The following is a 23,166-nucleotide window of genomic DNA, read 5'->3' as shown; positions in this document are numbered from 1 at the left end:
CGGACCCCGCACCCCCACGGCCCACCCCTCAGGCGCCCTTGCCTCGCACCTGCGTGAGCGCGGCCCCCGCCAGCACGATCACCGCCCCGAGCGGCGTGGTCCACCGCAGGGACTCCCCGAGGATCGCCACCCCCGCGGCCGTGGCGATGACGGGGATGAAGTACGTGACCATCTGGGCGGTGGTGGGCCCGACCTCGGCGACCAGCCCGTACTGGATCAGCACCGCCAGCCCGGTGCCCAGTGCGCCCAGCGCGGCGACGGCCAGCAGGGGAACGACGGCGAAGTGCTCCGGGACGCCGGTGAACATGGGTGTCACCACGGCCAGCTGCACGGTCGCCAGCAGCAACTGGCCCCCGGTCATCGACAGATGGGAGTTCCCCGTGCCGGCCAGTGTCCGCCGGACATAGATCCAGCCGACCGGATAGCTCAGCGAGGCCAGCAGCGCCATCGCCGTACCCGTGGCGTCCAGCCCGTGGAAGCCCTGCCAGGCGCCGAGCACGGTGAGGACGCCCAGGAAGCCCAGGCCGAGCCCTGCGACGCGCACCCGGGTCGGCCGGTCCTCGGACAGGGCCACCAGGGACAGGGCCATGCCCCACAGGGGGGACGTGGCGTTGCAGATGCCGGCCAGGGTGGACGGGATCGTGAGCTCCGAGTAGGCGAACAGGGAGAACGGCAGGGCGTTCAGCAGGAACGCGGCGACCGCCATGCGCCCCCACAGCCGGGCCCCGCGCGGCAGCCGCTCCCGCTTCACCGCCATCGCCGCCACCAGGACCGCCGTACCGAACACCAGCCGTCCGAGGGTGACCTGGAAGGGCGCGTACCCCTCGGTCCCCACCTTGATCAACAGGAAGCTGAAACCCCAGATCAAGGACAGGATGCCGAAGCGGGCCCGCCAGCCGAGGCGGGTGCGCGGCCGGGTGGGGGCGGGGGACTGGGACCTGGTTCGGGTCGATGCGGTGACCGTGCTCATGGTCTCCACGATGGGGGAGACAACCTCGTAGCACAATCGAGATTTCTCACGTGATACCTCTTAGAATCGCTTACATGTTGAACCTGGAGCGGCTGCGCACCCTCGACGCCCTGGCCCGGCACGGCTCGGTCAGCGCCGCCGCCGACGCGCTGCACGTCACCACGTCCGCGGTCTCCCAGCAGCTGGGCAAGCTGGAGCGGGAGGTCGGCCAGCAGCTCCTCGCCAAGAACGGCCGGGGCGTACGGCTCACGGACGCCGGCCGGCTGCTGTCGGAGCACGCGGCGCGCATCCTGTCCCAGGTCGAGCTGGCCCAGTCCGACCTGGAGGCGCACCGCGGCCAGGTCGTCGGCGAACTGAGGCTGTCGGCGTTCCCGACCGCCGCTCGCGGCCTGTTCCCCGCCGCGCTCGGCGCCCTGCGCACCGAGCACCCCGGACTGCGCGTGCGCTCCAGCGAGCTGGAACCCGAAGCGGGCATCGCCGGGGTCGTGCGCGGCGACCTCGACCTCGCGGTGGTCCTGGACTGGTACAACAAGCCGATGCCCGTACCCGACGGCCTGGTCAAGGCACCCCTGCTGGACGACCCGGCCGAGGTCGCCATGCCCGCGGCGCACCGGCTCGCGGACCGGGACGAGGTGGACCTCACCGAGTTCGCCGAGGACGAGTGGATCACCTGGGGCGAGGGCGAGTTCTGCCACGAGTGGCTGATGTTCACCCTGCGGTCCAAGGGCGTCGAGCCGATCGTCGGCCACCGCGCCGGGGAGACCCACACCCAGCTCGGGCTCGTCGCGTCCGGGTTGGGCGTGTGCATCGCGCCACTGCTGGGCCGGCACCCGGTGCCCGAGGGCGTGGTCCTGGTGCCGCTCAAGCAGCGCGTGCGCCGCCATGTGTACGTCGTCTGGCGGGCGGACGCCGACCGCCGGCCCTCCATCCGCGCGGCCGTCGAGGCGCTGCGTACGGCGGCCCGGAAGCTGGGCTGAGTGTGGCCCGGCGGTCGCGTAGCCGGTCTGCGCCGGGCCCGGGCCGCACGGCGAGGTCATCGGCACCCCCCGGGGCCTACGCCCCGCCCAGCTTCCGGAAGTCCCACGACACGATCTTGTCCGGGGTCAGCCGGGCCCAGGCGTGCCGGCCGTCGTGCGGCATCTCGTCCAGACCGAAGTTCTTGCGCGCGAACAGCGTCTCGGCGGTGTCCAGTTCCGCGCACAGCTCGCCCTGGCGCGGCACCTCGCCGACGAACTCCACCCGGCCGGACAGCTCCACCCCGCGCAACTGGTCGTACTCCTCACCGGAGTCCACCACGACGGCGACCCGGGGGTCGCGGCGCAGCTGCGCCCAGCGCCGGCTGCGCACCACCGAGTACAGCCACAGCGACGTGCCGTCCCAGGCGAACCACAGGGCGCTGACGTGCGGTGCGCCGTCGGTCGAGACGGTCGCGACCCGGCACGTGCGCTGGGTGGTGAGGAACTCGTCCAGCTCGCCGGGCGTCATCATGATCTTCCGGCCCCGGCGCTGCTGTGCGACGGTCATGCGGCCCCCTCTTCTCCCACGTCGTGTCAGAAAACTATGGTGATCTTCTGACATCACGTCAGAAAAGAGAAGCCGTCGTCTTCAAAGGGGCGCTGCCATGCCGTCGTACGAGCGACTCGACGACCTCCTCGATCCCGCGAGCACCGTGCTGCTCACCGTCGAGTGCCAGCAGGGGGTCGTCGGCCCGGACAGCGCCCTGCCCGAACTCGCCCGTGTCGCACGCTCCTCCGGTGCCCTGCACCGAGTGGCCCGGCTGGTCGCCGCCGCCCACGAGACCGGGGTGCAGGTGATCCACGCGATCGCCGAGAGCCGCCCCGACGGCCGGGGCGCGAACCGCAACGCGCGCCTGTTCCGGGCCGCCGAACGGCTCCCCGTGCGGCAGTTGACCGGCAGCACCGCGGTCCGCGTCGCGCCCCCGATCGAGGTCACCGAGGAGGACTTCGTCGTACGGCGGCTGCACGGGCTGTCCCCGATCCACGGCACCGAGGTCGACGCCCTGTTGCGCAACCTCGGCTGCCGCACGCTGATCGTCGCCGGGGTCTCGGCCAACGTGGCCGTTCCCAACGCGGTGTTCGACGCCGTCAACCTCGGCTACACCGCCGTCGTTCCGGCCGACGCCATCGCGGGGGTGCCCGCCGACTACACCCCCGCGATGATCCGCAACACCCTCGCGCTGGTCGCCACGGTCGCGACCACCGACGAACTGCTCGGCTGCTTCGGACGGGCGCGCGGACGGCGCTGAGCCCGCTCAGGCCAGCGTGATCTCGTCGCCGGAGACGGTGATCTTCGCCGCGGGCAGCGGTTGCGTCGCGGGCCCCTTCTTCACACTGCCGTCCGTCACGGAGAACTCGCTGTTGTGGCACGGGCACACGATCACGCCGTTCGCCACGCTGCCCACCGCGCAGCCCTGGTGGGTGCACTTGGACGAGAACGCCTTGTAGGTGCCCGCCGACGGCTGGGTGACCACGACGCCCTGGTCCTTGAAGATCTTGCCGCCGCCCTCGGGGATGTCGGCGGTTTTGGCCAGCGCGGTGCCGCCGGCCCCGTTCTCGGTGGTCCCGCCGGATGTCGAGCCGGTGTCGACGGCGCCGGACGAGTCGTCGCCCGAACCGCAGGCGGTCAGCGCGGCGGCGAGCCCCGCCGCTCCGGCCGCAGCCATGACGGTACGGCGGGCCGGTCCCGCTGCGGGGTGGAGGGATGGGCTGGTCATCTGAGGGTTCCCTTCCGCGGAGCTTCTCGTGTTCCGTCATGGGGTACGGCCCGGAGACGGCGGCCGTTCAGACGGGCACCCGGATCCTTCCCCTGCGGTGACGACCCGGAAGCTGCGCGGGGGGGGGCTCCCGTTCCCGGGCCCTTGGGGGACGCCGGGCCGGGAGCGGGAGCCTTGCGTCAGGACGGGGGCTGGAGAACCGCGTCGATGACGTAGATGGTGGCGTTCGCGGCCTTGATGTTGCCGCAGACGATATTCGCCTTGCCGTTGACCTTGAAGTGGGTACCCGAGCCCGACGTCGTCAGTTTGCTGCCCTCCACCGTGGTGAAGGAGCCCTTGGCGAGTTGGTCCGGGGTGATCCGCTGGTCCACGACGTGGTAGGTCAGCACCTTCTTCAGCTGCCCCTCGTTCTTGAGCAGCGAGGCGAGCTGCGACGCGGTCACCTTCTTGAAGGCCTTGTCGTCGGGCGCGAAGACGGTGACGTCGGGCTTCCCGTCGAGGGCACTGCTCAGCCTCGCCCGGACCGTGGCTGCCACGAGCTGGCTGAGCTCCGGGTAGGCGGCTGCCGCCTCAACGACCTTGTCCCTGGCCGTGTCGGCCTTCTGGGAGAGCGACGCGCAGCCGGGGCCGAACGTCCCCGACGGGCTGGGGGACGCGTCCTGTGCGTGGCTCTGCGACGTCGCACCTCCGAGCGCGAGCGGAACGGCGACCAGAGCAGCCCCGGTGGCCCTTGCTGTACGCATGCGGGTGAACCTCATCGCAACCTTCCTCCCGTGGAGGCGTGAGCACTGCGACGGTCTGGACCGCGGACGTTGTCGTTTCCGCGGGGCGGGGCGGGGCGACTGCTGCGCCAGGCCATGGGCCGTTCCACCCGGCCACTCAGCGAGCGTAACCAGCAGGTGCGGATGACCGCATCTCGAAGCCCGGCCCCCGTGACAGCCTTCGTTCGAACTGTGTTCTTCCGCCGGGGCGTCGGGACCTGTCACCACTCGACCGACCGCGTGTCCGGCTGAGGGCACAACGGGTGACGCGTTCGGCGTGGACCGCCGTACCCGCCACCACAAGCCGTTCACTGAGGGGCGTGATCAGGCTTGGTACGGCGCTCGCGGGCATTGGCGGAGCCCTTGGCGGAGGCTTCCTCGGAGCGACAGCCCACTACGTGGTCAGAACCCTGGGACAGCGCCACAGAGACGAGCAGTCGGGACTGCAGGCCCAGCGGCAGGCCGTCCACCGGCAGTTCAGGCATGTGTGCGCGGCGAGGGACTGGGTGGCCGGGCTGCCGCAGGCTGTCAGCGCGTCGGACTCGCCTGAGCACCGGCACCAGGTCAAGGCCGAAGCGGTCAGGCGCAGCGACGAGTGCCACGCCGTCTGGGACGTCACCCAGGTGGACATCGACAGTGGTGAGGTCCGCTCGGCCATGGCCGGCCTCGACCGGGAAGTCGCCACCGTCCTGGGCAAGGTGGCGAAGGGGGACTTCGCCCCGGACATGAACCGGCTTCAGCGGCGCCTCGACGAGCTGACGGCTGCCGCGAAGCACCGCCTGACCACCCGTCTCGGCGCACGACCTCACGAACTGACACGCCTTCGGAGGGGCGGTGCGGCCGGCCGCCACCAGGAGCCTCCGCGATCCGGAAGGGTAAGCTGACACCGAAGGGCGCCGTCCTCACTGTCCCCCGGCGTCCGTCACAGCCGGCGTTTCGGGGAGAATCCGGTGCTTGCTGTGCCCAGGGCGGTTGGGCCCTTCCTGCGTCGTCCACAGGGCGACGACCGAGGTGGTGAGGAGCATGGCCGTACCGGGCGGGAACGGACGGGCGCCGGCCACATCACATGCCGATCCCCGCGGGGACCCGTTCCTCCGGACGCAGTTCGCCGTACCGGCGCGTCCCGTGACGTTCCTGCGGCGCGACCGGCTGGTCGTGCACCTCGACGAGGCCCTTCTGACCCCGTTGACGGTGGTCCACGGAGCCGCGGGAGCGGGCAAGACCCTGCTGGCCGCCGACTGGGCCTCGGCCCGGGACGAGCCCGTCGCCTGGCTCACCGCCCGGGTGGCGGACAAGGGAGGCGGCACCTTCTGGGCGTACCTCCTGGAGGCCCTGCGCCTCGCCGGCGTGACGATGTCCGCCGACATCGGCCTCCCCGCCGAAGCGGGCCGCGCGGACGACAGGCTGCTCACGCGACTTGCCGCCGAACTGAGCACCCGGAACGCTCCGGTCGTCCTGATCATCGACGAGTACGACCGGGTGACCGACCCGGAGATCGCGGACCAGCTGGAATTCGTCCTCCACCAGGCGGGCCACGGCATGCGCCTGGTTCTCGTCACACGCACCGAGCCGCTCCTGCCGCTCCACCGCTACCGGGCGGCCGGCACCATCACGGAGATCAGGAACGCCGAGCTGGCCTTCACCCCGGGCGAAGCGGCCGCTCTCCTGGCGCTGCACGGACTGCGTCTCCCGGCCGACGACGTGGGCGCGCTGGTGGAGCGCACCCGTGGCTGGGCCGCCGGACTGCGGCTGTGCGCCCTGGCCGCGCAGGGAGAGACGGATCCGCGGACGTTCCTCACGGAGTTCGAGGCCGACCGCAGCACGATCGCCGACTTCCTGCTCGCCGAGGTGCTCAAGCGGCAGACAGCCGGGACGCAGGACCTGCTGCTGCGGGTCAGCGTCCTCGAACGCTTCTGCCCCGATCTCGCCAACGCTCTCACCGGGCGCACCGACGCCGAAGGCGTCCTGACCGCCCTGCACGGCCAGAACGCCTTCGTCGAGTACCTCGGGCACGCCTGGTTCCGTCTCCATCCGCTGTTCGGGGAGATCCTCCGCGCCCACCTCCGAGTGCGCTCCCCGGAGCTGGAAGCCGAGCTCCATCGCCGCGCGGCACGCTGGCTGCGGCGCTCGGGGTCCCTCGGCGAAGCGCTCGGCCACGCGGCCGCGGCGGACGACTGGGAGACCGCAGCCGGCGCCCTCATCGGCGACCTCGCCCTGGGAGAGCTCTTCACCGGCCCGCACTCCGACGATCTGTCCCGGCTGTTCTCCCGCATGGGACCCGATCCCACCAGTGCGGCCACGGACCTCGTCCGCGCGGCCTGCGAACTGTCCCGTTGCGAGGTCGCGCTGGGTTCCTCCCGTCTGCGACGGGCGGCACAGGCCCTGGCGGCGCAGTCCGGATCACCGGAGGCCGATCCGGCCGACCTGGCCGCGACCCGACTGAGCTGCGCCTTCCTGGAAGCCCTGGTAGCGCGCCTGACGGGTGCGCCGGGACGGGCGGAGAGGGCGGCCCAGTGCGCGGAGCAGTCGCAGCGCGAGGTTCCCGGCACGCTTCTCGACGCGCACCCCGAGCTGATCGCACTGCTGCTCACCCATCTCGGCTCGGCACGCTTGTGGGCGGGCCGTGTCCGAGCTGCCCGAGCGGCCCTGACCACGGTGGTCGACGCCGGCGCGGCGGGGGCGACGGCGCCGGCACGCCGGGAGTGTCTGGGCCACCTGGCCCTGATCGACTATCTGAAGGGCTGGCCCGGCAGAGCCGAGCGCAAGGCGTTGGCCACGGTCACCGCGGTGGACCACGGCGACCCGCCCCCGGCGCCCGGACCGGGACTGGCCTCGCTGGTCCTGGCCGCGGTGGCCGTCGAACGCGACGAGCTGGACCGGGCCCAGGCGCTCCTCGACGCCGCGGTGGACCCGCGGCACCCGCCGCCGGATCCGGTGACGCAAGCGGGACGGGCCATCGTCACCGGGAGGATCCTGCTGGCCCGCGGCGACACGCAGGCCGCGCTCGAAGTGGCGGACCGAGCCGTCGTGGCCGATGTGGCGTCCCCCTGGGCCGAAGCGCACACGGCGTCCGTGGCCGCCGCCGCTCACCTCGCCGAGAACCGGCCGGAGACGGCCGTCAAGCTGCTGGAAGACGTGCCCGGTGACGAGCCGGTGTGCCTGGTGGCGGCCGCGCAGGCGGAACTGGCCGCGGGCAGACCCGGGGCCGCGGCCGAACTGCTCGGCAGAATGCGGCCACAGGGCGACCTCGGCCCCGCCATCACCGTACGGGCCGCCCTGGTCAGAGCCCAACTGGCAGGCGAGGAGGGGGACTACGCCGCCCAGCGCGCGCTCGTCTCGCGGGCGCTCCGGGAAGCCCGCCGCGAGCGGCTGCGACGCCCCTTCGCGGACGCCGGGCCGTGGCTGCGCACGCTCCCGTGGGGCGTACCGGCCGAGGGCTGGCTCTCCTCCGGACCCACGAGGCGCGGCGTCCCGGCGCGCAACGGGGAGCGACCGGCGCTGCCGGTGGTCGAGGAACTGAGCGGCCGGGAACGTGACGTCCTTCGCCGGCTGGCCCAGATGATGTCCACGGAGGAGATCGCCGCCGACCTGTACGTGTCGGTCAACACGGTCAAGACCCATCTCAAGAGTGCCTACCGGAAGCTGGCCGTGAACCGGCGTCACGACGCGGTGCGCCGCGCCCGGGAACTGGGACTTCTGTGACGGCACACCCCCGCGAACGGGCGTGCCGGACCCAGGCGGCCGGGCGGCAGGCGGTATCACCTCCCACGGGCGAAGCGGTTCCATGGACCGGGGCCGGAGGATCGCACGGACAGGGACCGGCGGCCCCCTCGGGGAGACGTGGGGAGAGCAGCTCATGCGCTACGAGATTCGCGTCGACGGACGGATGACCGAGACGCTGGTCAAGGCGTTCCCCGAGCTGGACCACGTCCTGATGGCCGGTCAGACCGTCCTTTTCGGAGCGGTCGTCGACGAGGCCCACCTGTACGGGCTGCTGGCCCGCTGCCAGTCACTGGGGCTCAGGGTGCTGGAGATGCGCCAGATGCCGTCCTGATCCGGCCGTCGACCTCACTCCGGTGTGCCCCGCCCCTGGCGCCGAAGACCGGTGCGGACGGCGGCCCCGAGCACCCGTACCGCGAGACCCACGATGAGCAGAGTGCATGTCATCTGGCACATCACCAGCACCCTTCCCGTCCGGGAGACCGCGAAGATGTCACCGAAGCCGACGGTGGTGAACGTGGTGAGCGTGAAGTACAAGGCGTCGGTTCTGGTCAGGTGCTCGTTGAAGGACCCGGGCGCGGCGCGTTCGAGCAGGTAGTAGCCGCTCGCGAAGAGGACCAGATACAACGCCACGGTGGCGGCCACGGCCTCGACGGCCTTCAGCCGCGGCGAGGGTGAGCGCCTGATGAGCCACACCTCCCAGCCGAAGAACAGGCCGGCCGCCAGCAGGCCACCCACGAGGGCCAGTGCGGTGAGGTCCTCGCCGTGCCAGTCCAGTGGCAACAGGTAGTACGCGGTGACGAGGCCGGCCGCGACACCGGCCGAGCGGGCGATCGAGGCGGCCGTGGCCCAGGGGCCCGGCCGGCGGGAACCCGCCGTCCCCTCCGGCGGGTCCGGCTGCTCGCCGGGAGCCACTGGATCCGTCATCTGGTGCCTCTTCGTCCGCTCCGCCACGGGCCGACCGCCGGCCCTGCGCACCCACCTCATCGTCCGGGTCCACCGCACGGATCACCCGCCGTGGGTGACCCCACGGCCACCGGTCGGCGGCACTCTGGCCCGGTGAGGTGCCCGCACGGCCGCGTCGTCCTTCCGGAAGAAGTCCGCTCGGAAGAGTCCCGCCGATCGGGTGAGGAAGGGCCAGGACCGACTCCCGCGGTCACGAGCCGTACGCCGGAAGACAGCGGCTCCCCGCCGGGCCCCTCCCTCGGGCCGCCGACCCGGCTCACCGGGATGGCCGGCCCCGTGCAGGCGACCCGCCTTCGCCCGGCGAGCCGCACGGCGTGCACCGGGCCTCCCGGGCCGGCGCGACCGGCACGGGCGCCGCGCACTCGTACGGTCGTGAATCTCCCCGAGGAGGAGCCTTCCAAGGTCCGGGTCCCTGACACCGCCGACACTCCCTCCGAAGGAGGACCATGGATTCCGGCACCGCCTCCGGACCGGCCGGCCCGGACGAGCCCGCACCGGCCGGTCATGTCCTGACCGCCGACGAACACGCGGAGTATCTGCGGCTCCGGCGTGCCGCGCGTCTGCGCCACCGACGCCTGCGTCGCCTGGGCGCATCGGTCCTTCTGGTGCTGACGCTCGTGCTCGCCCCGCCGGCCGTCGTCGCCGTCTGGGTTCACGCCACGGTCGCCGACACCGATCGGTATGTGCAGACCGTGGCGCCGCTCGCCTCGGAGCCGGCCGTGCAGAACGCCCTCGTGAACCGGTTGACCGACCGGGTGGTGAGCCAGGTCGACGTCCAGGCCGTGACGTCGTCGCTCACCAAGGTCCTGGCGGACAACGGCGCGCCGCCCCGTGTGGTCGACGCGGCCGGGGAGCTGACCGGCCCGCTGCGCTCCGCCCTGCGGACGGTCGTGCACCGGATCGTCCACCGCGTCGTGACCAGCGATGTCTTCGAGCAGGCATGGGTGGCGGGCAACCGCCGGGCGCAGTCCTCGGTGGTGGGCATGCTCACCGGAGAAGGGCAGAAGGCGCTCCAGGCGAAGGGCGACACCGTCCAGCTCGACATCGGTGTGGTGATCGACCAGGTGCAGAAGCGCCTTGTGGACGCCGGATTCAAGCACGCCTCCGCGATCCCGCGGATCGACCGTTCGGTCACCCTGTTCCGGACCGACGCACTGCCCAAGGCCCAGAACGCGATGCGGCTGCTCGACATCCTCGGCGTCTGGGTTCCCGTACTGGCCCTCGTCGCGGCCGTCGCGACCGTGTGGACCGCTCCGGGACACCGGGTGATGCTGATGGTCACCGCCCTCGGCGTCGGCGCCATGATGGTCGTGCTGCTCGTGGCCCTGGTCGTCGTACGGCGTGTCTATCTCGACTCCGTCCCACCGACCACATTGCCCCCCGATGCGGCGGCGGTGATCTTCGACACCTTCGTCCGTTTCCTGCGTGACAGTGTCCGCACGCTGCTCGTCGTCTCCTTGATCACGGCGTTGGCGGCCTGGCTGTACGGGCCCAGCCGCGCGGCCCGGGCCGTGCGGTCCGTGGTGCGGAAGGGCACCACGGCGGCGGGGCGGGAGCTGGGCGGCGCCGGGGTGCGCACCGGCCACTTCGGACAGTGGCTGGCCGTTCACCGGTCCTGGACCACCGGCGTCACCATCGGGGCCGGTGCCCTGGCCCTCGTGCTGTGGAACCACCCCACGGTGGGCGCCGTGGCGCTCGTCCTGCTCCTGGTGGTGGTCGTGCTCGCCGTCACGGCGGTCCTGTCCGCGGCGGCGGGACCGGTGCCGGACCGAGTGAACCGGCCGGTCCCGTGACGGACGTTCACCCGTACCGGGTGAGGTGGCGGCGGCCCCGCTCCGCGCACGCTGGGGGTACGGAACGACTACCGGGTGCGGACCCGGAACGGAGGGCGAGACATGAGCGCGCAGATCCGCCTTGCCTATGACTACCCCGCGCTGAGCGTCTTCTGGTCCATGCTGGTGTTCTTCCTGTGGATCACGTGGTTCATCATGCTCTTCCGTGTCGTCGCCGACATCTTCCGCGACGACGACCTGGGTGGCTGGGGCAAGGCAGGCTGGCTCGTGTTCGTCGTCGTCCTGCCCTTCCTCGGCGTCTTCCTCTACCTGATCGCTCGCGGCAGGAACATGGGCCGCCGGGAGGTGCAGCAGGCCCGTGCGCAGCAGCAGGCCGTCGACGACTACATCCGCCGCACCGCCCGGGCGGACGCCCCCCTGAGCAGTGCCGACGAAATCGCCAAACTGTCCGCGATGCACACGCACGGAGACATCACCGACGACGAGTTCCGGCGCGCCAAGGAACTGGTCCTCGCCGGCAGCGGGCCGTCCGGACGCTCGGACGGGACCCCCTCCGCCGCAGCGCGCTGAACACGCCGCACAGCACAGAAACGAGGTCGCACGATGCCCGCCGCACACCCCGCGTCCACACACACCGCCAGACAACAATGGGCAACCGGCCTCACGGCCTTCGCCGCCGTCATGCTCGTCCTCTCCGGGATGCTGGACATCTTCCGCGGCATCATGGCGATCGCGCACGACGACGTGTTCCTCGCGACACGCAGCTATGTCTTCCGGTTCGACCTCACGGGCTGGGGCTGGATCCATCTGATCCTCGGCGCCGTCGCGCTGCTGGTGGGCTTCGGTCTCTTCGGGGGCGCGTTCTGGGCGCGCGTGTGCGGAGTGGCCATCGCCTCGCTGGTCATCATCGCCAACTTCCTCTCCCTGCCGTACTACCCGGTCTGGTCGATCGTTCTGATGGCCTTCTCCGGATTCGTCATCTGGGCCCTGTGCGTAGGGCGGCAGGGCGCCTCCGGCGTGTTCGACTGAGCGCCACGCCGCCGGGGCGTGGGCGAGGACCGCGGTGAGGGCGATGATCATAAGGATGGTGTCGATGCCTGAGGGGGCCACCACGCGCCTCTCCGTGGCGGAGGCGCGTCAGCGGCTCGCCGTCGATCCCTTCCTGCTGCTCGATGTGGAGCTGCCCGTGGAGGAGACCCAGGCGGACGAGCCACTGGCCCACCGGCTCGGGCTGGATGCCGAGGAGCTGGCCTGGTTCGGCAGGAAGGGAGAGTCCGCGCGGGCCGAGTTCCTGGGTGACGTCGCCGCCTTCGTCGTCCCGGTGGTCCATGGCGGCCGGGTCGCCCATCTCCACGTCCTGGCCGGTGAACGCCACCTGGTCGTCTCCCACCGGGGCCGGGCCGCGCCGGCGGCGGAGTTGACCACGTACCTGCGGCGGGAGAAGCCGCACGATGCCGTGGCCACGCTGTTCCTGGTGCTCCAGGAGGCGCTGGCGACGTTTCGCCGCGCCGCGGTGGGCGCCCTGCTCCAGGTGGAGGGGTTGGAGGACGACATGTTCGCGCAGCGGCGCCCGGAGCAGATCTACCGTCTGTCCCACCTGCGCCGCCGAGCCGCCCTCCTGCACCACTCGCTGCGGCCGTACCTGCAGGTGGTCGAGGAGATGATCACCCGCAGGATGATGAACCCCGACTTCCCGGTGGAGCGGCAGCGGCTCGCCCATGAGTTCCAGCGCGCGGCCCGACTGGTCCTCGCCGACATCGAGTCCCTCCAGGAGGCCACGCGCCGGGCCTTCGCCAGTTACGGGTCCCTGGTCGCGGGCGAGCAGAACGGTGTCATCAACCGGTTGGCCATCGTGTCGGTGATCTTCCTGCCGTTGTCGTTCCTGACGGGCTTCTTCGGTATGAACTTCGCCTTCATGACGGACGAGTTGGAGAGCAGGGTGGTCTTCTGGCTGCTGGCCATAGGGCTTCAGGCTGTCGTCCTGCTCGTCTCCCTATACGTATTGCACCGCACCCATGCCTGGCGGAGACTGCGGGACCAGGCCTAGACCCACTCGGTGAAGTGCTCGTCGAGCATCGTGATGATCTGCAACGGCCCCGCGGGCAGTCCCCGGGTCAGCCCTTCAGGGAGCGAGGCCCGGTAGCCGACCGACGCCTCGGGCAGTGCCGCATCCGGCGGCGACCGTGGTCCAGCCCCTTGGGTTGTGGAGGCGCCGCGAAGCCCCGCCTTCCACGGCTGGGGCAGTCCTCGCCGACGATCACCCTCGGTTACTATGCTCACTTCGTGCCGGAGGCTGGAAGCAGGGGGGCGAACGGCCCTTGAACGCGATGCCGGGGAGAGGCGAGAACCGCACGCCGGTCGAACTCCCCGGAGTCTCCCCAGGGCCATCGACGCGTCGTTCCTGCTTCCAGGACCCTCCACGGCTGATCGTGGACGCAAGGCTGAAGAGACGGGCTGCCTGGAACATGCTGAAAGAGGTCACCGCGACCCGCTACATCACGCCCCTGCGTGAGGGGGGCTCGCTGCCGGGGCTCGTCGAGGCCGACGACTTCGGGACGTACGTCATGAAGTTCACCGGTGCCGGACAGGGCCGCAAGACACTGGTCGCCGAGGTGGTGTGCGGCGAACTCGCCCGGCGTCTCGGATTCCGCATGCCCCGTCTGGTCACCCTCCACCTGGACCCCGTCCTCGGGCTCGGCGAGCCCGAGCAGCAGGTGCAGGACCTGCTCCGGGGCAGCGGCGGCACCAATCTCGGCATGGACTTCCTGTCCGGCGCCCTCGGCTACGACCCGCTCGCCTTCCCGGTGAGCCCCGAGGAGGCCGGCCGGATCGTCTGGTTCGACGCGCTGATCAACAACGTCGACCGCTCCTGGCGCAACCCCAACCTGCTCGTGCACCAGGGCGAGCTGTGGCTCATCGACCACGGCGCCACCATGATCTGGCACCACAACTGGCCCGGCGCCGAGGCATCGGCGGCCCGTCCCTACGACGCCTCGGACCACGCCCTCGCCGGTTTCGCCCCGGACGTCACGGCCGCCGCGGCCGAGCTGGCCCCCCGGGTCACCGAGGACCTGCTCGCCGAGGTCACCGCCGAGATCCCGGACGTCTGGCTCGCCGACGAGCCCGGCTTCGACACCCCGGACGACCTGCGCCGGGCCTACGCACGGCCGCTGCTCGCGCGGGCGGCCGTCATCGCCGAGCGGATCACCGGCATCGGTGGCGGCTCCGGAACCGAGGAGGGCAAGTGAGCGAGCGCCACATCCACATGGCCGGCCATGTGACCGAGCGGCACATCACCCGGGCGGGCCAGGGCGGCGACCGGGACGTGTTCGAGTACGCGCTGCTGCGAGTCGTGCCCCGGGTGGAGCGCGGGGAGTGCATCAACGCGGGCGTGGTCGTCTACTGCCGTGCCCGGGGCTACGTCGGTGCCCGTACCGATCTCGACGAGGCCCGGCTGCTCGCACTGGACCCGGCCGCCGATGTCGCCGGGGTGCGCGCCGCGCTCCGTGCGATCGAGCGGCACTGCGCGGGCGGCGACCAGGCCGGACAGGCGGCGGGCGACGACGCGGGGCGCCGCTACCGCTGGGTGATCGCTCCCCGTTCCACCGTGGTCCAGCCCGGCCCGGTGCACACCGGCCTGACGGCCGACCCGGCCGCCGAGACGGAGCGGTTGCTGGACCTCCTGGTGAGGTAATGGATCACACCGGGCGGATGTGCCGTTGACACCGGGTGCCAGGGCTTCTAGCGTCTCGGGTGCTGAAGGTACTAAGCGGTCGCTCACCGCACCAGGGGTCCTCTCCGAGGGCCCGACAGGTTCTCTCAAGGGCGAGGAGACACAGCAATGTCCACCACTGAACAGCGGGTCGCGGTCGTCACCGGCGCGGCGCGCGGCATCGGCGCCGCCACCGCCGTACGACTGGCGGCCGAGGGTCGCGCGGTCGCCGTGATCGACCTGGACGAGGCCGCCTGCAAGGACACCGTCGAGAAGATCACCGCGGCCGGCGGCAAGGCCATCGCGGTCGGCGCGGACGTCTCCGACGAGGCGCAGGTCGAGGCGGCCGTCGCCCGGATCGTGGAGGAGCTGGGCGCCCCGACGATCCTGGTCAACAACGCGGGCGTGCTCCGCGACAACCTGCTGTTCAAGATGAGCGCCTCCGACTGGGACACGGTCATGAACGTGCACCTGCGCGGCTCGTTCCTGATGACCAAGGCCGTCCAGAAGCACATGGTGGACGCCGGCTGGGGCCGCGTCGTCAACCTCTCCTCCTCCTCGGCGCTCGGCAACCGCGGCCAGGCCAACTACTCGGCCGCCAAGGCGGGTCTCCAGGGCTTCACCAAGACCCTCGCCATCGAGCTGGGCAAGTTCGGCATCACCGCCAACGCCGTCGCCCCCGGTTTCATCGCCACCGAGATGACCAAGGCCACCGCCGACCGGGTGGGCATGGGCTTCGAGGACTTCAAGAAGGCCGCCGCCACCCAGATCCCGGTGCAGCGCGTCGGCGAGCCCGAGGACATCGCCAACGCCATCGCGTTCTTCACCGGCGAGGCCGCCGGCTTCGTCTCCGGCCAGGTGCTGTACGTCGCCGGCGGACCGCTCAACTAAGGATCCAGGGGTAACACGGACATGACTGAACTCCCGGAGCCGTCCGGCAGGGTCGCGATCGTCACCGGCGCCAGCCGCGGTATCGGCTACGGCGTCGCCGAGGCGCTGATCGCGCGCGGCGACCGCGTGTGCATCACCGGCCGGGGCGAGGACGCCCTGAAGGAGGCCGTCGAGAAGCTGGGCGCCGAACGGGTCATCGGCGTCGCCGGCAAGGCCCACGACCTCGACCACCAGACCGAGGTCGTCGAACGCACCATGGAGGCCTTCGGCCGGGTCGACTTCCTCGTCAACAACGCGGGCACCAACCCGGTGTTCGGCCCGATCGCGGACCTCGACCTGAACGTCGCCCGCAAGGTCTTCGAGACCAACGTGATCTCCGCGCTCGGCTTCGCCCAGAAGACCTGGCACGCCTGGCAGAAGGACAACGGCGGCGCGATCGTCAACATCGCCTCCATCGCGGGCCTCGCGCCCTCGCCCTTCATCGGCGCCTACGGCGTGAGCAAGGCCGCGATGATCAACCTGACCCAGCAGCTCGCGCACGAGTTCGCGCCCAAGGTGCGGGTCAACGCGATCGCCCCGGCCGTCGTCAAGACCAAGTTCGCCCAGGCCCTGTACGAGAACCGCGAGGAGGAGGCGGCGGCCGCCTACCCGCTCGGCCGGCTCGGCGTGCCCTCCGACATCGGCGGGGCCGCCGCGTTCCTCACCTCCGAGCAGTCCGACTGGATCACCGGTCAGACCCTCGTCGTGGACGGCGGCATCTTCCTCAACGCCGGCGTGGGCTGAGCCGCGCATCTCTTCCGGGCGTCGATTTTCGGACGGATCGGCGCCCGGAACGCCGTACGGCGTCCGCACAGCGGAATGACAACGTCGTCACCGTTCAGTCGATCAAGAAGGCCTGAATTCGGGCAGGTTCAGGCTCCCGGACGCTGCGGTATGGTCTGCCGACCCTTGGTACGGCAGATCGAGGAGCGTGCGCGTGTTCAACCGGAACCGATTCCTGCGGAGAGTCGCGGCGATCGCGTCCATATCCCTGGTGGCCGGATGCAGTCTGCTGTCCGACGGCGACCCCGACAGCCAGGGGCCGATCGTCGTGGGTACCACCAGCGCCCCCAGCACCCTCGACCCGGCCGGTGCCTGGGACGGTTCCTGGGAGCTGTACCGGAACATCTTCCAGACGCTCCTCGCCTACCCGAACGGCGCCACCACCCCCCAGCCCGACGCCGCCGAGAGCTGCTCCTTCACCGACTCCACGAGCCGCACCTACCGCTGCAAGCTGCGCCCCGGCCTGAAGTTCGCCGACGGCGACCCGCTGACCGCCGAGGCCGTCCGGCACTCCATCGACCGCATCCGCACCATCGACGCCCCCGGCGGCCCCGCCGGGCTGCTCGGCAGCCTGGACAGCGTCCGGACCAGCGGCGACCGCGAGATCGTCTTCCACCTCAACCAGCCCGACGCCACCTTCCCGTTCGTGCTGGCCACCCCCGCCATGTCGATCGTCGACCCGGACGACTACCCCGCCAACTCCCTGCGCAAGGACACCACGGTCCACGGCTCGGGCCCGTACAAGCTCCGGTCCTACGAGGAGGGCGGCAAGGCCGTCCTGGTGCGCAACGACACTTACCGGGGATTCGCCGAGCGGCAGAACGACGCGGTGACCATCCGGTACTTCAAGGACTCCGCCGGCATGGTGAAGGCGCTGCGGGACAAGCAGATCGACGTCACCTACCGCGGCCTCGCCGCCGACGACATCCTCGCGCTCCAGGAGCACGACAGCGAGGACCTGCAACTGGTCGACGGGGCCGGCACCGACATCAGCTACCTGGTGTTCAACCCCAAGGACCCCTGGGCCAAGCAGCCCGCCGTGCGCAAGGCCGTCGCCCAGATCGTGGACCGGGGCGCCATCGCGCACAAGGTCTACAAGGACACGGTCGACCCGCTGTACTCGATGGTCCCCAAGGGCCTGACCGGCCACGCCACCCCGTTCTTCGACGACTACGGCGAACCGAGCGTCCCCAAGGCCCGCAAGATCCTCTCCGACGCCGGCATCACCCGGCCCGTCCCGCTCACCCTCTGGTACACCACCGACCGCTACGGCTCCGAGACGGCCCTGATGTTCCGGGAGCTGAAGCGGCAGCTGGACGACTCCGGCCTGTTCAGCATCACCCTCAGGAGCCGCCCCTGGAAGAGCTATGTGGTCGGCTACCAGGACGGCGAGTACCCGGTGTTCGGACGCGGCTGGTTCCCGGACTTCCCGGACGCCGACAACTTCATCGCCCCGTTCGTCGGCGAGCACAACGCGCTCGGTACGCCCTACCCGGCCAAGGAGATCACCGACCGGCTGCTGCCCCACGCGCGCGCGGAGAGCGACCGCGCCCAGACCGTCAAGGACGTGGAGGCGGCCCAGCGGATCATGGTGAACGACGCCCGGCTGATCCCGCTGTGGCAGGGCCGGCAGTTCCTCGCGGCCAACGTCGACATCTCCGGCGGCGAGCAGGCCCTGGACCCCTCGACGATCATGATGATGTGGACGCTGCACCGCAAGACCAGCTGGTGACCCCGGCTGCCGGGCTCGGTGGACCGTCCTCGCGGCACCGGTTGTCAGTGGTCGCCTGTAGGTTCGGAGACCTGGAAGTGACCGCACGCCGTAGTTGATCGACATCGTGAGGACGTTGACGTGACCGACATCGCCATGCTGCCCGAGTCCTGGCGCGGGGTTCTGGGCGACGAGCTGCAGCAGCCCTACTTCAAGGAGCTGACCGAGTTCGTCGAGGAGGAGCGGGCGAGGGGTCCCGTCTACCCGCCGCGCGAAGAGGTCTTCGCCGCGCTGGACGCCACACCGTACGAGCGGGTGAAGGTCCTGATCCTCGGCCAGGACCCGTACCACGGCGAGGGCCAGGGCCACGGCCTGTGCTTCTCGGTCCGCCCCGGCGTGAAGACCCCGCCCTCCCTGCGGAACATCTACAAGGAGATGCAGGAGGAGCTGGGCCTGCCCGTCCCGGACAACGGCTATCTGATGCCGTGGGCCCGGCAGGGCGTGCTGCTGCTCAACGCGGTCCTCACGGTCCGGGCCGGCGAGGCCAACTCGCACAAGGGCAAGGGCTGGGAGAAGTTCACGGACGCGGTGATCCGTGCGGTGGCCTCCCGGCCCGACCCGGCCGTCTTCGTCCTGTGGGGCAACTACGCGCAGAAGAAGCTCCCGCTGATCGACGAGACCCGGCACGTGGTGGTCAAGGGGGCGCACCCCTCGCCGCTGTCCGCGAAGAAGTTCTTCGGCTCACGCCCGTTCACGCAGATCAACGAGGCGATCGCCGCGCAGGGGCACGAGCCGGTCGACTGGCGCATCCCGAACCTGGGCTGACGGCGGCCGGGTCCGGGGAGCGGCCCGCAGGGGCGCGGGGCCGCGCCGATGCGCGGCTCCGCCGCGAGTGCGAGACCGGCAGCTGGGGCCGGGCTTGTCCGGCGCGTGCTCTGCGTCCCCTGGCCGAAGGCTGGGGGCGGCCCGGCGAGAGTGTGTCCATGGCGTCGCGCGGCGGACGCGAACTGTCCGACAGGTCCCGGGGCCCGCAGTCGGCCACCGGCCGTCGGCGCGACGGCGCCGCCTGTCCGGGAATCCGGTTCCCGCCGGTTAGCGTCAGCAGCGGACCATTGCCGACGGCCCGGAGGGACCCCGTGGCGGAGCGACAGGAACAGGCGGCGCCGGACGCCGTGCTGACGCGGATCGGGCAGGTCGTGATGCTGCACCACGGAGGCGACCGCGAAGAGGCCCGCAGCCGCTTCCTGGACCTGTGGGCGGAGGTCGGCGAGGACGGCGACCCGCTGCACCGCTGCACCCTGGCCCACTACTTGGCCGACACCCAGGACGATCCGGCCGACGAACTCGCCTGGGACCTGCGGGCGCTGTCGGCGGCGGAGGAGGTCGCCGACGGCCGCGTGGGCGCCGACCCGTCGAGCGTGCGGGGCTTCTTCCCCTCGCTGCACCTCAACCTGGCCGCCGACTACGCCAAGCTGGGCCGCGCCGAGGCCGCCCGCAGCCATCTGCGCCGGGCCCGTAGCGCCGCGCGGTGCCTCACCGACGACGGCTACGGCGCCGGCGTCCGGTCCGAGATCAGCCGTCTGGCACTGCGGCTGGGCGAGGACGGCCCACTGGGCGACGAGGGCTGTAGACCGCCGCGCCAGGGATAGGCCCTGTCACTTTGATCACCCCGGCTCGGCTCGGCTCGACGGCACCTCTCCTCGTAGCCGGCCTGATCCGCGGCGCCGGTGGTTCACCGCCTTCGGGGTGCCGGTCAGTGGCCGTACGCCTGTGCGCAGATCCGTGCTTGCGGACTGTCCTGCTGCCAGCCGCCGTACGTCTTGCCCAGGGCGCAGACATCCAGAGGACCGGTCACCGCCGGGGGCGGGAGGGGCACGGGGGAGTGCGGTCGGCGGGAGGGGGCAGGGAGCGGGGGCCCGGGTGGGGCCGGCGGGCGGTGGGTGATCCCGGGTGCGGCCGGGGCCCGGTGCCGGGCGGGTGGTCCGGAGCGCTCCGGGCGCCGGGACGGGCCGGTCCTCTCCAGCGCCTCGCGGGCCGGTGCCTGCACCACCCGGGGCTCCGCGCTGCCGTCCGGCCGGGTCACCGTCGGCCGTGAGGGCGCGCTGTCCGGCGGCGACCCCGTCGGCGTCGCGTGCCGCACCGTCACACAGCCGGAGAGGGCCGAGACGGCCACGGTGACCAGAAGCGCTGCGGTGGTCGTCGTTCGATGCACCCGCGCAACTCTGCTGGGCCGGCAGCCGGTTCGGCACCCGTGGAGCCCGATCCGACGCACGTACGGGTGAGCGGATGCCCCCCGCCGGGGGACGCGCCGTACCGGAGCTGACGTCCAGCCACCGCAGGCGCCCGTGCGCGTCCACACGGGGCATCCGCTGTACGGCTGCTGGAGGGATCCCCGCCCGCCCACACGGCCGACCGGGCCGTCGTCGCCGTACCGGACACGGTCATGGAGGCACCGCCACCGGCCGGGCCCGCGCTCCTCCGCGCGACTTCGACGGCATCGCCGGCCGGCCACCCCCCGTATGCTTCCGGCAGGAAACACGCGGGCAAGCCGTAGGGGAGAGCACGTGAAGGTCGGCTGCATCGGACTCGGGGACATCGCGCAGAAGGCGTACCTGCCAGTGCTCGGCACGCAGCCGGGGGTCGACCTGCACCTCCAGACCCGCACGCCCGCCACCCTGGACCGGGTCGGCGACAGCCTGCACCTGCCCCGGGAACAGCGGCACACCACCCTGGACTCCCTGCTCGCCGCCGGTCTCGACGCGGCCTTCGTGCACGCGCCCACCACCGCCCACCCCGAGATCGTCACCCGGCTGCTGGAGGCCGGCGTGCCGACGTACGTGGACAAGCCCCTCGCCTACGAACTCGCCGACTCCGAGCGGCTGGTCGGTCTCGCCGAGCGGCGGGGCGTCTCCCTGGCCGTCGGCTTCAACCGCCGGTACGCCCCCGGGTACGCCCAGTGCCTGGACCACCCGCGCGAGCTCATCCTCATGCAGAAGAACCGGGTCGGGCTGCCCGAGGAACCGCGCTCGATGATCCTGGACGACTTCATCCATGTCGTCGACACCCTGCGGTTCCTGGTGCCGGGCCCGGTCGACGACGTCACCGTGCGCGCCCGCGCCGAGGGCGGGCTGCTCCACCACGTCGTGCTCCAGCTCGGCGGCGACGGCTTCACCGCGCTCGGCGTGATGAACCGGCTCAGCGGCTCCACCGAGGAGATCCTGGAGGTGTCCGGACAGGACACCAAGCGCCAGGTGGTCAACCTCGCCGAGGTGATCGACCACAGGGGGCAGCCGACCGTGCGTCGGCGCGGCGACTGGGTGCCGGTGGCCCGCCAGCGCGGCATCGAGCAGGCGGCCCTCGCGTTCCTCGACGCCGTGCGGGCCGGGAAGCCGCTCAGCGCCAGGGACGCGCTGGCGACTCATGAACTGTGCGAGCGGGTGGTCCGAGCGGTTCAGGACCGCTGCGGCGCAGCCTGAGCGCCCGCGCCCCCTCGGTCACGCACAGGGTCGCCAGCACCAGCAGCGCCCCGTCCACCGGCCAGTCGCCGTAGCGGACGTACGGCGTGACGCCGTGCGCGAGCGGTACCTCGTACACGCGCGCGGCGCTCGCGTCGGTGCCGAGCCACGGGCCCAGGCGCTGTCCGCCCGGGCCGTACACCGCCGAGACCCCCGTGAGGGTGGCGTGCACCATCGGGCGGCCGGTCTCCGCGGCGCGCAGCGCGGCCAGCGAGGCGTGCTGCTCCGGCGCCCAGCTGTGCTGGAAGGACGAGGTGGACGACTGGCCGAGGAGGACGTCCGCACCGTCCTCGGCGAGGTGCCGGCTCATGTCCGGGAACGCCGTCTCGAAGCAGATCAGCGGGCCGATCCGCAGCCCGTGCCCGACGTTCATCACGGTCTGTTCGGTGCCCCGGTGCCGGTCCTCGCCGGCCGCCCGGCCCACCGAGGTGGCCCAGCCGAGCAGCGAACGGGCCGGTATGTACTCGCCGAACGGGACCAGCCGCATCTTGTCGTACCGGTCGCCGGTCGGGCCGTCCGGGCCGACCAGCACCGAACTCTTGTAGATGCCGGGCCGGTCGGAGCGGCGGGCGTCCACGTTCACCAGCACATCGGCGCCGGTCTCGCGGGACAGCGCGGCGAGCCGCCGGGCCAGGTCGGGGCGGTCGTCCAGGTCGAAGCCGACGCTGGACTCGCCCCACACCACCAGGTCGGCGCCCTGCCCGGCGAGCCGCCGGGTCAGCCGCTCCTCCTGGTCGAACCGCTTGTCGCCGCTGTCCTGTCCGGCCACGATCCCCGGCTGTACGACGGCGATCCGCACCCGCCCGTCGACGTCCGGGCGCGGCGCCCAGGCCCACGCGGCCGAGGTCACGGCGGCCGTGGCGACCAGTGAGGCCACGGCCGGCACCCGCGACGCGCGGACGGCGAGCAGCACCGCCACGGCCACGTTGACGGCCACCACCAGGAAGCTGAGCAGCCAGACCCCGCCGACCGAGGCCAGCCGCAGCGCCGGGCCCACCTGCCACTGGCTGGCGCCGAGCATGCCCCACGGCCCGCCGAGCCCCTGCCAGGACCGGACGAGCTCCACCGCCAGCCAGGCCGACGGCAGCACCACCAGTGCGGCGGCACACCGGCCCGCCGACGGGACCCCGCCCAGGAACCGGCGCACCAGCCGGCCCCAGGGCGCCCAGAGCAGTCCCAGCAGGGCGGCGATCAGGAAGATGAACACGTGCAGGCTCGGCAGCAGCCAGTGATGGACGGCTGTCAGGAAGCCGATGCCACCCCACCAGCCGTCGTACGCGGCCCGCCGCCCGGTCGGCGCGGAGCGGGCCAGCAGGATCCACGGCACCAGCGCGATGTACGCGAACCACCACAGCGCGGGAGCCGGGAATGAGAGCACCGGCAGGGCACCGGCGAGGGCGGCGGCGGCCGAGCGGCGCCAGGGAGAGGTCAGCCAGCGGTTGATCGTTCTCATAGGGAGCCTCCCTACCCAGCGATGGGTCCAGTGTGCGCGGTGAGTGGGAGGCCGTGCGCCTTCCGGCCAGGGCGGGGCGTCGTACGGCGTCCGCGGGCACGGGGCCGGCCGCGCCCGC

Annotated in this window: 24 protein-coding genes; 17 read left to right on the top strand and 7 right to left on the bottom strand. The window is 71.9% G+C overall.

Features of this window, described 5'->3' with window-relative positions; translation table 11 throughout:
- Nucleotides 1-28: 28 nt before the first annotated feature.
- Nucleotides 29-970 (bottom strand): DMT family transporter, encoded by a 942-nt coding sequence (locus C3492_RS37385; protein ID WP_181140752.1) that lies wholly within the window; start codon nt 968-970, stop codon nt 29-31.
- A 74-nt stretch (nt 971-1,044) separates the two neighbouring features.
- Between C3492_RS37385 and C3492_RS37380 the strand changes: the two genes are divergently transcribed.
- Nucleotides 1,045-1,947 (top strand): LysR family transcriptional regulator, encoded by a 903-nt coding sequence (locus tag C3492_RS37380; RefSeq protein WP_103817059.1) that lies wholly within the window; start codon nt 1,045-1,047, stop codon nt 1,945-1,947.
- A gap of 76 nt (nt 1,948-2,023) precedes the next feature.
- On the opposite strand, the gene C3492_RS37375 is transcribed toward C3492_RS37380, so the two are convergent.
- Nucleotides 2,024-2,494 (bottom strand): pyridoxamine 5'-phosphate oxidase family protein, encoded by a 471-nt coding sequence (locus C3492_RS37375; RefSeq protein WP_103817058.1) that lies wholly within the window; start codon nt 2,492-2,494, stop codon nt 2,024-2,026.
- 97 nt (nt 2,495-2,591) lie between these two features.
- On the opposite strand from C3492_RS37375, the gene C3492_RS37370 reads away from it, so the two are divergent.
- Nucleotides 2,592-3,236 (top strand): cysteine hydrolase, encoded by a 645-nt coding sequence (locus tag C3492_RS37370; protein WP_103817057.1) that lies wholly within the window; start codon nt 2,592-2,594, stop codon nt 3,234-3,236.
- A gap of 6 nt (nt 3,237-3,242) precedes the next feature.
- On the opposite strand, the gene C3492_RS37365 is transcribed toward C3492_RS37370, so the two are convergent.
- Together C3492_RS37365 and C3492_RS37360 are read right to left on the bottom strand one after the other, a co-directional pair.
- Nucleotides 3,243-3,704, bottom strand: coding sequence for a Rieske (2Fe-2S) protein (locus tag C3492_RS37365; protein WP_103817056.1), 462 nt, complete (start codon nt 3,702-3,704; stop codon nt 3,243-3,245).
- A 179-nt stretch (nt 3,705-3,883) separates the two neighbouring features.
- Entirely contained in the window at nt 3,884-4,447 is a 564-nt protein-coding gene (locus C3492_RS37360; protein ID WP_258056137.1) for a fasciclin domain-containing protein, read from the bottom strand.
- Between the two features lie 416 nt (nt 4,448-4,863).
- Between C3492_RS37360 and C3492_RS37355 the strand changes: the two genes are divergently transcribed.
- From C3492_RS37355 to C3492_RS37345, 3 genes are all read left to right on the top strand, one after another.
- Nucleotides 4,864-5,349: a hypothetical protein gene (locus tag C3492_RS37355; RefSeq protein WP_146075776.1), complete on the top strand. Its 486-nt coding sequence runs from the start codon at nt 4,864-4,866 to the stop codon at nt 5,347-5,349.
- A gap of 139 nt (nt 5,350-5,488) precedes the next feature.
- On the top strand, nt 5,489-8,167 hold the full coding sequence (locus C3492_RS37350; RefSeq protein WP_258056136.1) for a LuxR C-terminal-related transcriptional regulator: 2,679 nt from the start codon (nt 5,489-5,491) through the stop codon (nt 8,165-8,167).
- Between the two features lie 154 nt (nt 8,168-8,321).
- Entirely contained in the window at nt 8,322-8,519 is a 198-nt protein-coding gene (locus C3492_RS37345) for a hypothetical protein (RefSeq protein WP_103817092.1), read from the top strand.
- Nucleotides 8,520-8,533: 14 nt separating this feature from the next.
- Here the strand turns inward: C3492_RS37345 and C3492_RS37340 are convergent, their stop codons facing one another.
- Nucleotides 8,534-9,112, bottom strand: coding sequence for an ion channel (locus C3492_RS37340; protein WP_103817091.1), 579 nt, complete (start codon nt 9,110-9,112; stop codon nt 8,534-8,536).
- Between the two features lie 485 nt (nt 9,113-9,597).
- Between C3492_RS37340 and C3492_RS37335 the strand changes: the two genes are divergently transcribed.
- From C3492_RS37335 to C3492_RS37280, 11 genes are all read left to right on the top strand, one after another.
- Nucleotides 9,598-10,944: a hypothetical protein gene (locus tag C3492_RS37335; protein ID WP_103817053.1), complete on the top strand. Its 1,347-nt coding sequence runs from the start codon at nt 9,598-9,600 to the stop codon at nt 10,942-10,944.
- Nucleotides 10,945-11,046: 102 nt separating this feature from the next.
- A complete protein-coding gene (locus tag C3492_RS37330) occupies nt 11,047-11,514 on the top strand; it encodes an SHOCT domain-containing protein (protein ID WP_103817052.1) in 468 nt (155 codons plus the stop codon).
- 33 nt (nt 11,515-11,547) lie between these two features.
- Nucleotides 11,548-11,973: a hypothetical protein gene (locus tag C3492_RS37325; RefSeq protein WP_103817051.1), complete on the top strand. Its 426-nt coding sequence runs from the start codon at nt 11,548-11,550 to the stop codon at nt 11,971-11,973.
- A gap of 64 nt (nt 11,974-12,037) precedes the next feature.
- Nucleotides 12,038-12,991: a CorA family divalent cation transporter gene (locus C3492_RS37320; protein ID WP_103817090.1), complete on the top strand. Its 954-nt coding sequence runs from the start codon at nt 12,038-12,040 to the stop codon at nt 12,989-12,991.
- Between the two features lie 418 nt (nt 12,992-13,409).
- Nucleotides 13,410-14,192 (top strand): HipA family kinase, encoded by a 783-nt coding sequence (locus C3492_RS37310; protein ID WP_103817050.1) that lies wholly within the window; start codon nt 13,410-13,412, stop codon nt 14,190-14,192.
- Nucleotides 14,189-14,638 carry a DUF3037 domain-containing protein gene (locus C3492_RS37305; RefSeq protein ID WP_103817049.1) on the top strand — a complete coding sequence of 150 codons (450 nt, stop codon included), beginning with the start codon at nt 14,189-14,191 and terminating at the stop codon, nt 14,636-14,638. The genes C3492_RS37310 and C3492_RS37305 overlap by 4 nt, the downstream gene beginning before the upstream one ends.
- A gap of 147 nt (nt 14,639-14,785) precedes the next feature.
- Nucleotides 14,786-15,547, top strand: coding sequence for a 3-oxoacyl-ACP reductase FabG (fabG, locus tag C3492_RS37300; protein ID WP_103817048.1), 762 nt, complete (start codon nt 14,786-14,788; stop codon nt 15,545-15,547).
- Nucleotides 15,548-15,568: 21 nt separating this feature from the next.
- On the top strand, nt 15,569-16,330 hold the full coding sequence (locus tag C3492_RS37295; RefSeq protein WP_103817047.1) for an SDR family oxidoreductase: 762 nt from the start codon (nt 15,569-15,571) through the stop codon (nt 16,328-16,330).
- Nucleotides 16,331-16,523: 193 nt separating this feature from the next.
- The gene (locus C3492_RS37290) at nt 16,524-18,101 is read left to right on the top strand and encodes an ABC transporter substrate-binding protein (protein WP_103817046.1); all 1,578 of its coding nucleotides are present in this window, start codon (nt 16,524-16,526) and stop codon (nt 18,099-18,101) included.
- A gap of 120 nt (nt 18,102-18,221) precedes the next feature.
- The gene (gene ung, locus C3492_RS37285; RefSeq protein WP_103817045.1) at nt 18,222-18,905 is read left to right on the top strand and encodes a uracil-DNA glycosylase; all 684 of its coding nucleotides are present in this window, start codon (nt 18,222-18,224) and stop codon (nt 18,903-18,905) included.
- A 311-nt stretch (nt 18,906-19,216) separates the two neighbouring features.
- On the top strand, nt 19,217-19,729 hold the full coding sequence (locus C3492_RS37280; RefSeq protein ID WP_103817044.1) for a tetratricopeptide repeat protein: 513 nt from the start codon (nt 19,217-19,219) through the stop codon (nt 19,727-19,729).
- Nucleotides 19,730-19,833: 104 nt separating this feature from the next.
- Here the strand turns inward: C3492_RS37280 and C3492_RS37275 are convergent, their stop codons facing one another.
- Nucleotides 19,834-20,292, bottom strand: a complete 459-nt coding sequence (locus C3492_RS37275; protein ID WP_103817043.1) for a hypothetical protein — start codon at nt 20,290-20,292, stop codon at nt 19,834-19,836.
- Between the two features lie 352 nt (nt 20,293-20,644).
- Here C3492_RS37275 and C3492_RS37270 point away from each other — a divergent pair, with 352 nt between their 5' ends.
- Complete coding sequence (locus C3492_RS37270) at nt 20,645-21,556, top strand: Gfo/Idh/MocA family protein (protein ID WP_103817042.1); 912 nt, start codon at nt 20,645-20,647, stop codon at nt 21,554-21,556.
- On the opposite strand, the gene lnt is transcribed toward C3492_RS37270, so the two are convergent.
- A complete protein-coding gene (gene lnt / locus C3492_RS37265) occupies nt 21,474-23,048 on the bottom strand; it encodes an apolipoprotein N-acyltransferase (RefSeq protein WP_103817041.1) in 1,575 nt (524 codons plus the stop codon). The genes C3492_RS37270 and lnt overlap by 83 nt on opposite strands.
- Nucleotides 23,049-23,166 lie beyond the last annotated feature (118 nt).

Source organism: Streptomyces sp. Ru62, from assembly GCF_002920615.1.
GTDB lineage: Bacteria > Actinomycetota > Actinomycetes > Streptomycetales > Streptomycetaceae > Streptomyces.
Note: the sequence above shows the minus strand (reverse complement) of the source record. Positions and strands in the feature narration are given on the sequence as shown.

Bases quoted from the DNA above. Each gene is read 5' to 3' on its own strand.
- C3492_RS37325 (WP_103817051.1), top strand. From the start codon at position 11,548: ATGCCCGCCGCACACCCCGCGTCCACACACACCGCCAGACAACAATGG.
- fabG (WP_103817048.1), top strand. From the start codon at position 14,786: ATGTCCACCACTGAACAGCGGGTCGCGGTCGTCACCGGCGCGGCGCGC.
- C3492_RS37375 (WP_103817058.1), bottom strand. From the start codon at position 2,494: ATGACCGTCGCACAGCAGCGCCGGGGCCGGAAGATCATGATGACGCCC.
- C3492_RS37295 (WP_103817047.1), top strand. From the start codon at position 15,569: ATGACTGAACTCCCGGAGCCGTCCGGCAGGGTCGCGATCGTCACCGGC.
- C3492_RS37365 (WP_103817056.1), bottom strand. From the start codon at position 3,704: ATGACCAGCCCATCCCTCCACCCCGCAGCGGGACCGGCCCGCCGTACC.
- C3492_RS37340 (WP_103817091.1), bottom strand. From the start codon at position 9,112: ATGACGGATCCAGTGGCTCCCGGCGAGCAGCCGGACCCGCCGGAGGGG.
- C3492_RS37360 (WP_258056137.1), bottom strand. From the start codon at position 4,447: ATGCGTACAGCAAGGGCCACCGGGGCTGCTCTGGTCGCCGTTCCGCTC.
- C3492_RS37320 (WP_103817090.1), top strand. From the start codon at position 12,038: ATGCCTGAGGGGGCCACCACGCGCCTCTCCGTGGCGGAGGCGCGTCAG.
- C3492_RS37385 (WP_181140752.1), bottom strand. From the start codon at position 970: ATGAGCACGGTCACCGCATCGACCCGAACCAGGTCCCAGTCCCCCGCC.
- C3492_RS37330 (WP_103817052.1), top strand. From the start codon at position 11,047: ATGAGCGCGCAGATCCGCCTTGCCTATGACTACCCCGCGCTGAGCGTC.
- C3492_RS37310 (WP_103817050.1), top strand. From the start codon at position 13,410: ATGCTGAAAGAGGTCACCGCGACCCGCTACATCACGCCCCTGCGTGAG.
- C3492_RS37335 (WP_103817053.1), top strand. From the start codon at position 9,598: ATGGATTCCGGCACCGCCTCCGGACCGGCCGGCCCGGACGAGCCCGCA.
- C3492_RS37350 (WP_258056136.1), top strand. From the start codon at position 5,489: ATGGCCGTACCGGGCGGGAACGGACGGGCGCCGGCCACATCACATGCC.
- lnt (WP_103817041.1), bottom strand. From the start codon at position 23,048: ATGAGAACGATCAACCGCTGGCTGACCTCTCCCTGGCGCCGCTCGGCC.
- C3492_RS37380 (WP_103817059.1), top strand. From the start codon at position 1,045: ATGTTGAACCTGGAGCGGCTGCGCACCCTCGACGCCCTGGCCCGGCAC.
- C3492_RS37370 (WP_103817057.1), top strand. From the start codon at position 2,592: ATGCCGTCGTACGAGCGACTCGACGACCTCCTCGATCCCGCGAGCACC.
- C3492_RS37345 (WP_103817092.1), top strand. From the start codon at position 8,322: ATGCGCTACGAGATTCGCGTCGACGGACGGATGACCGAGACGCTGGTC.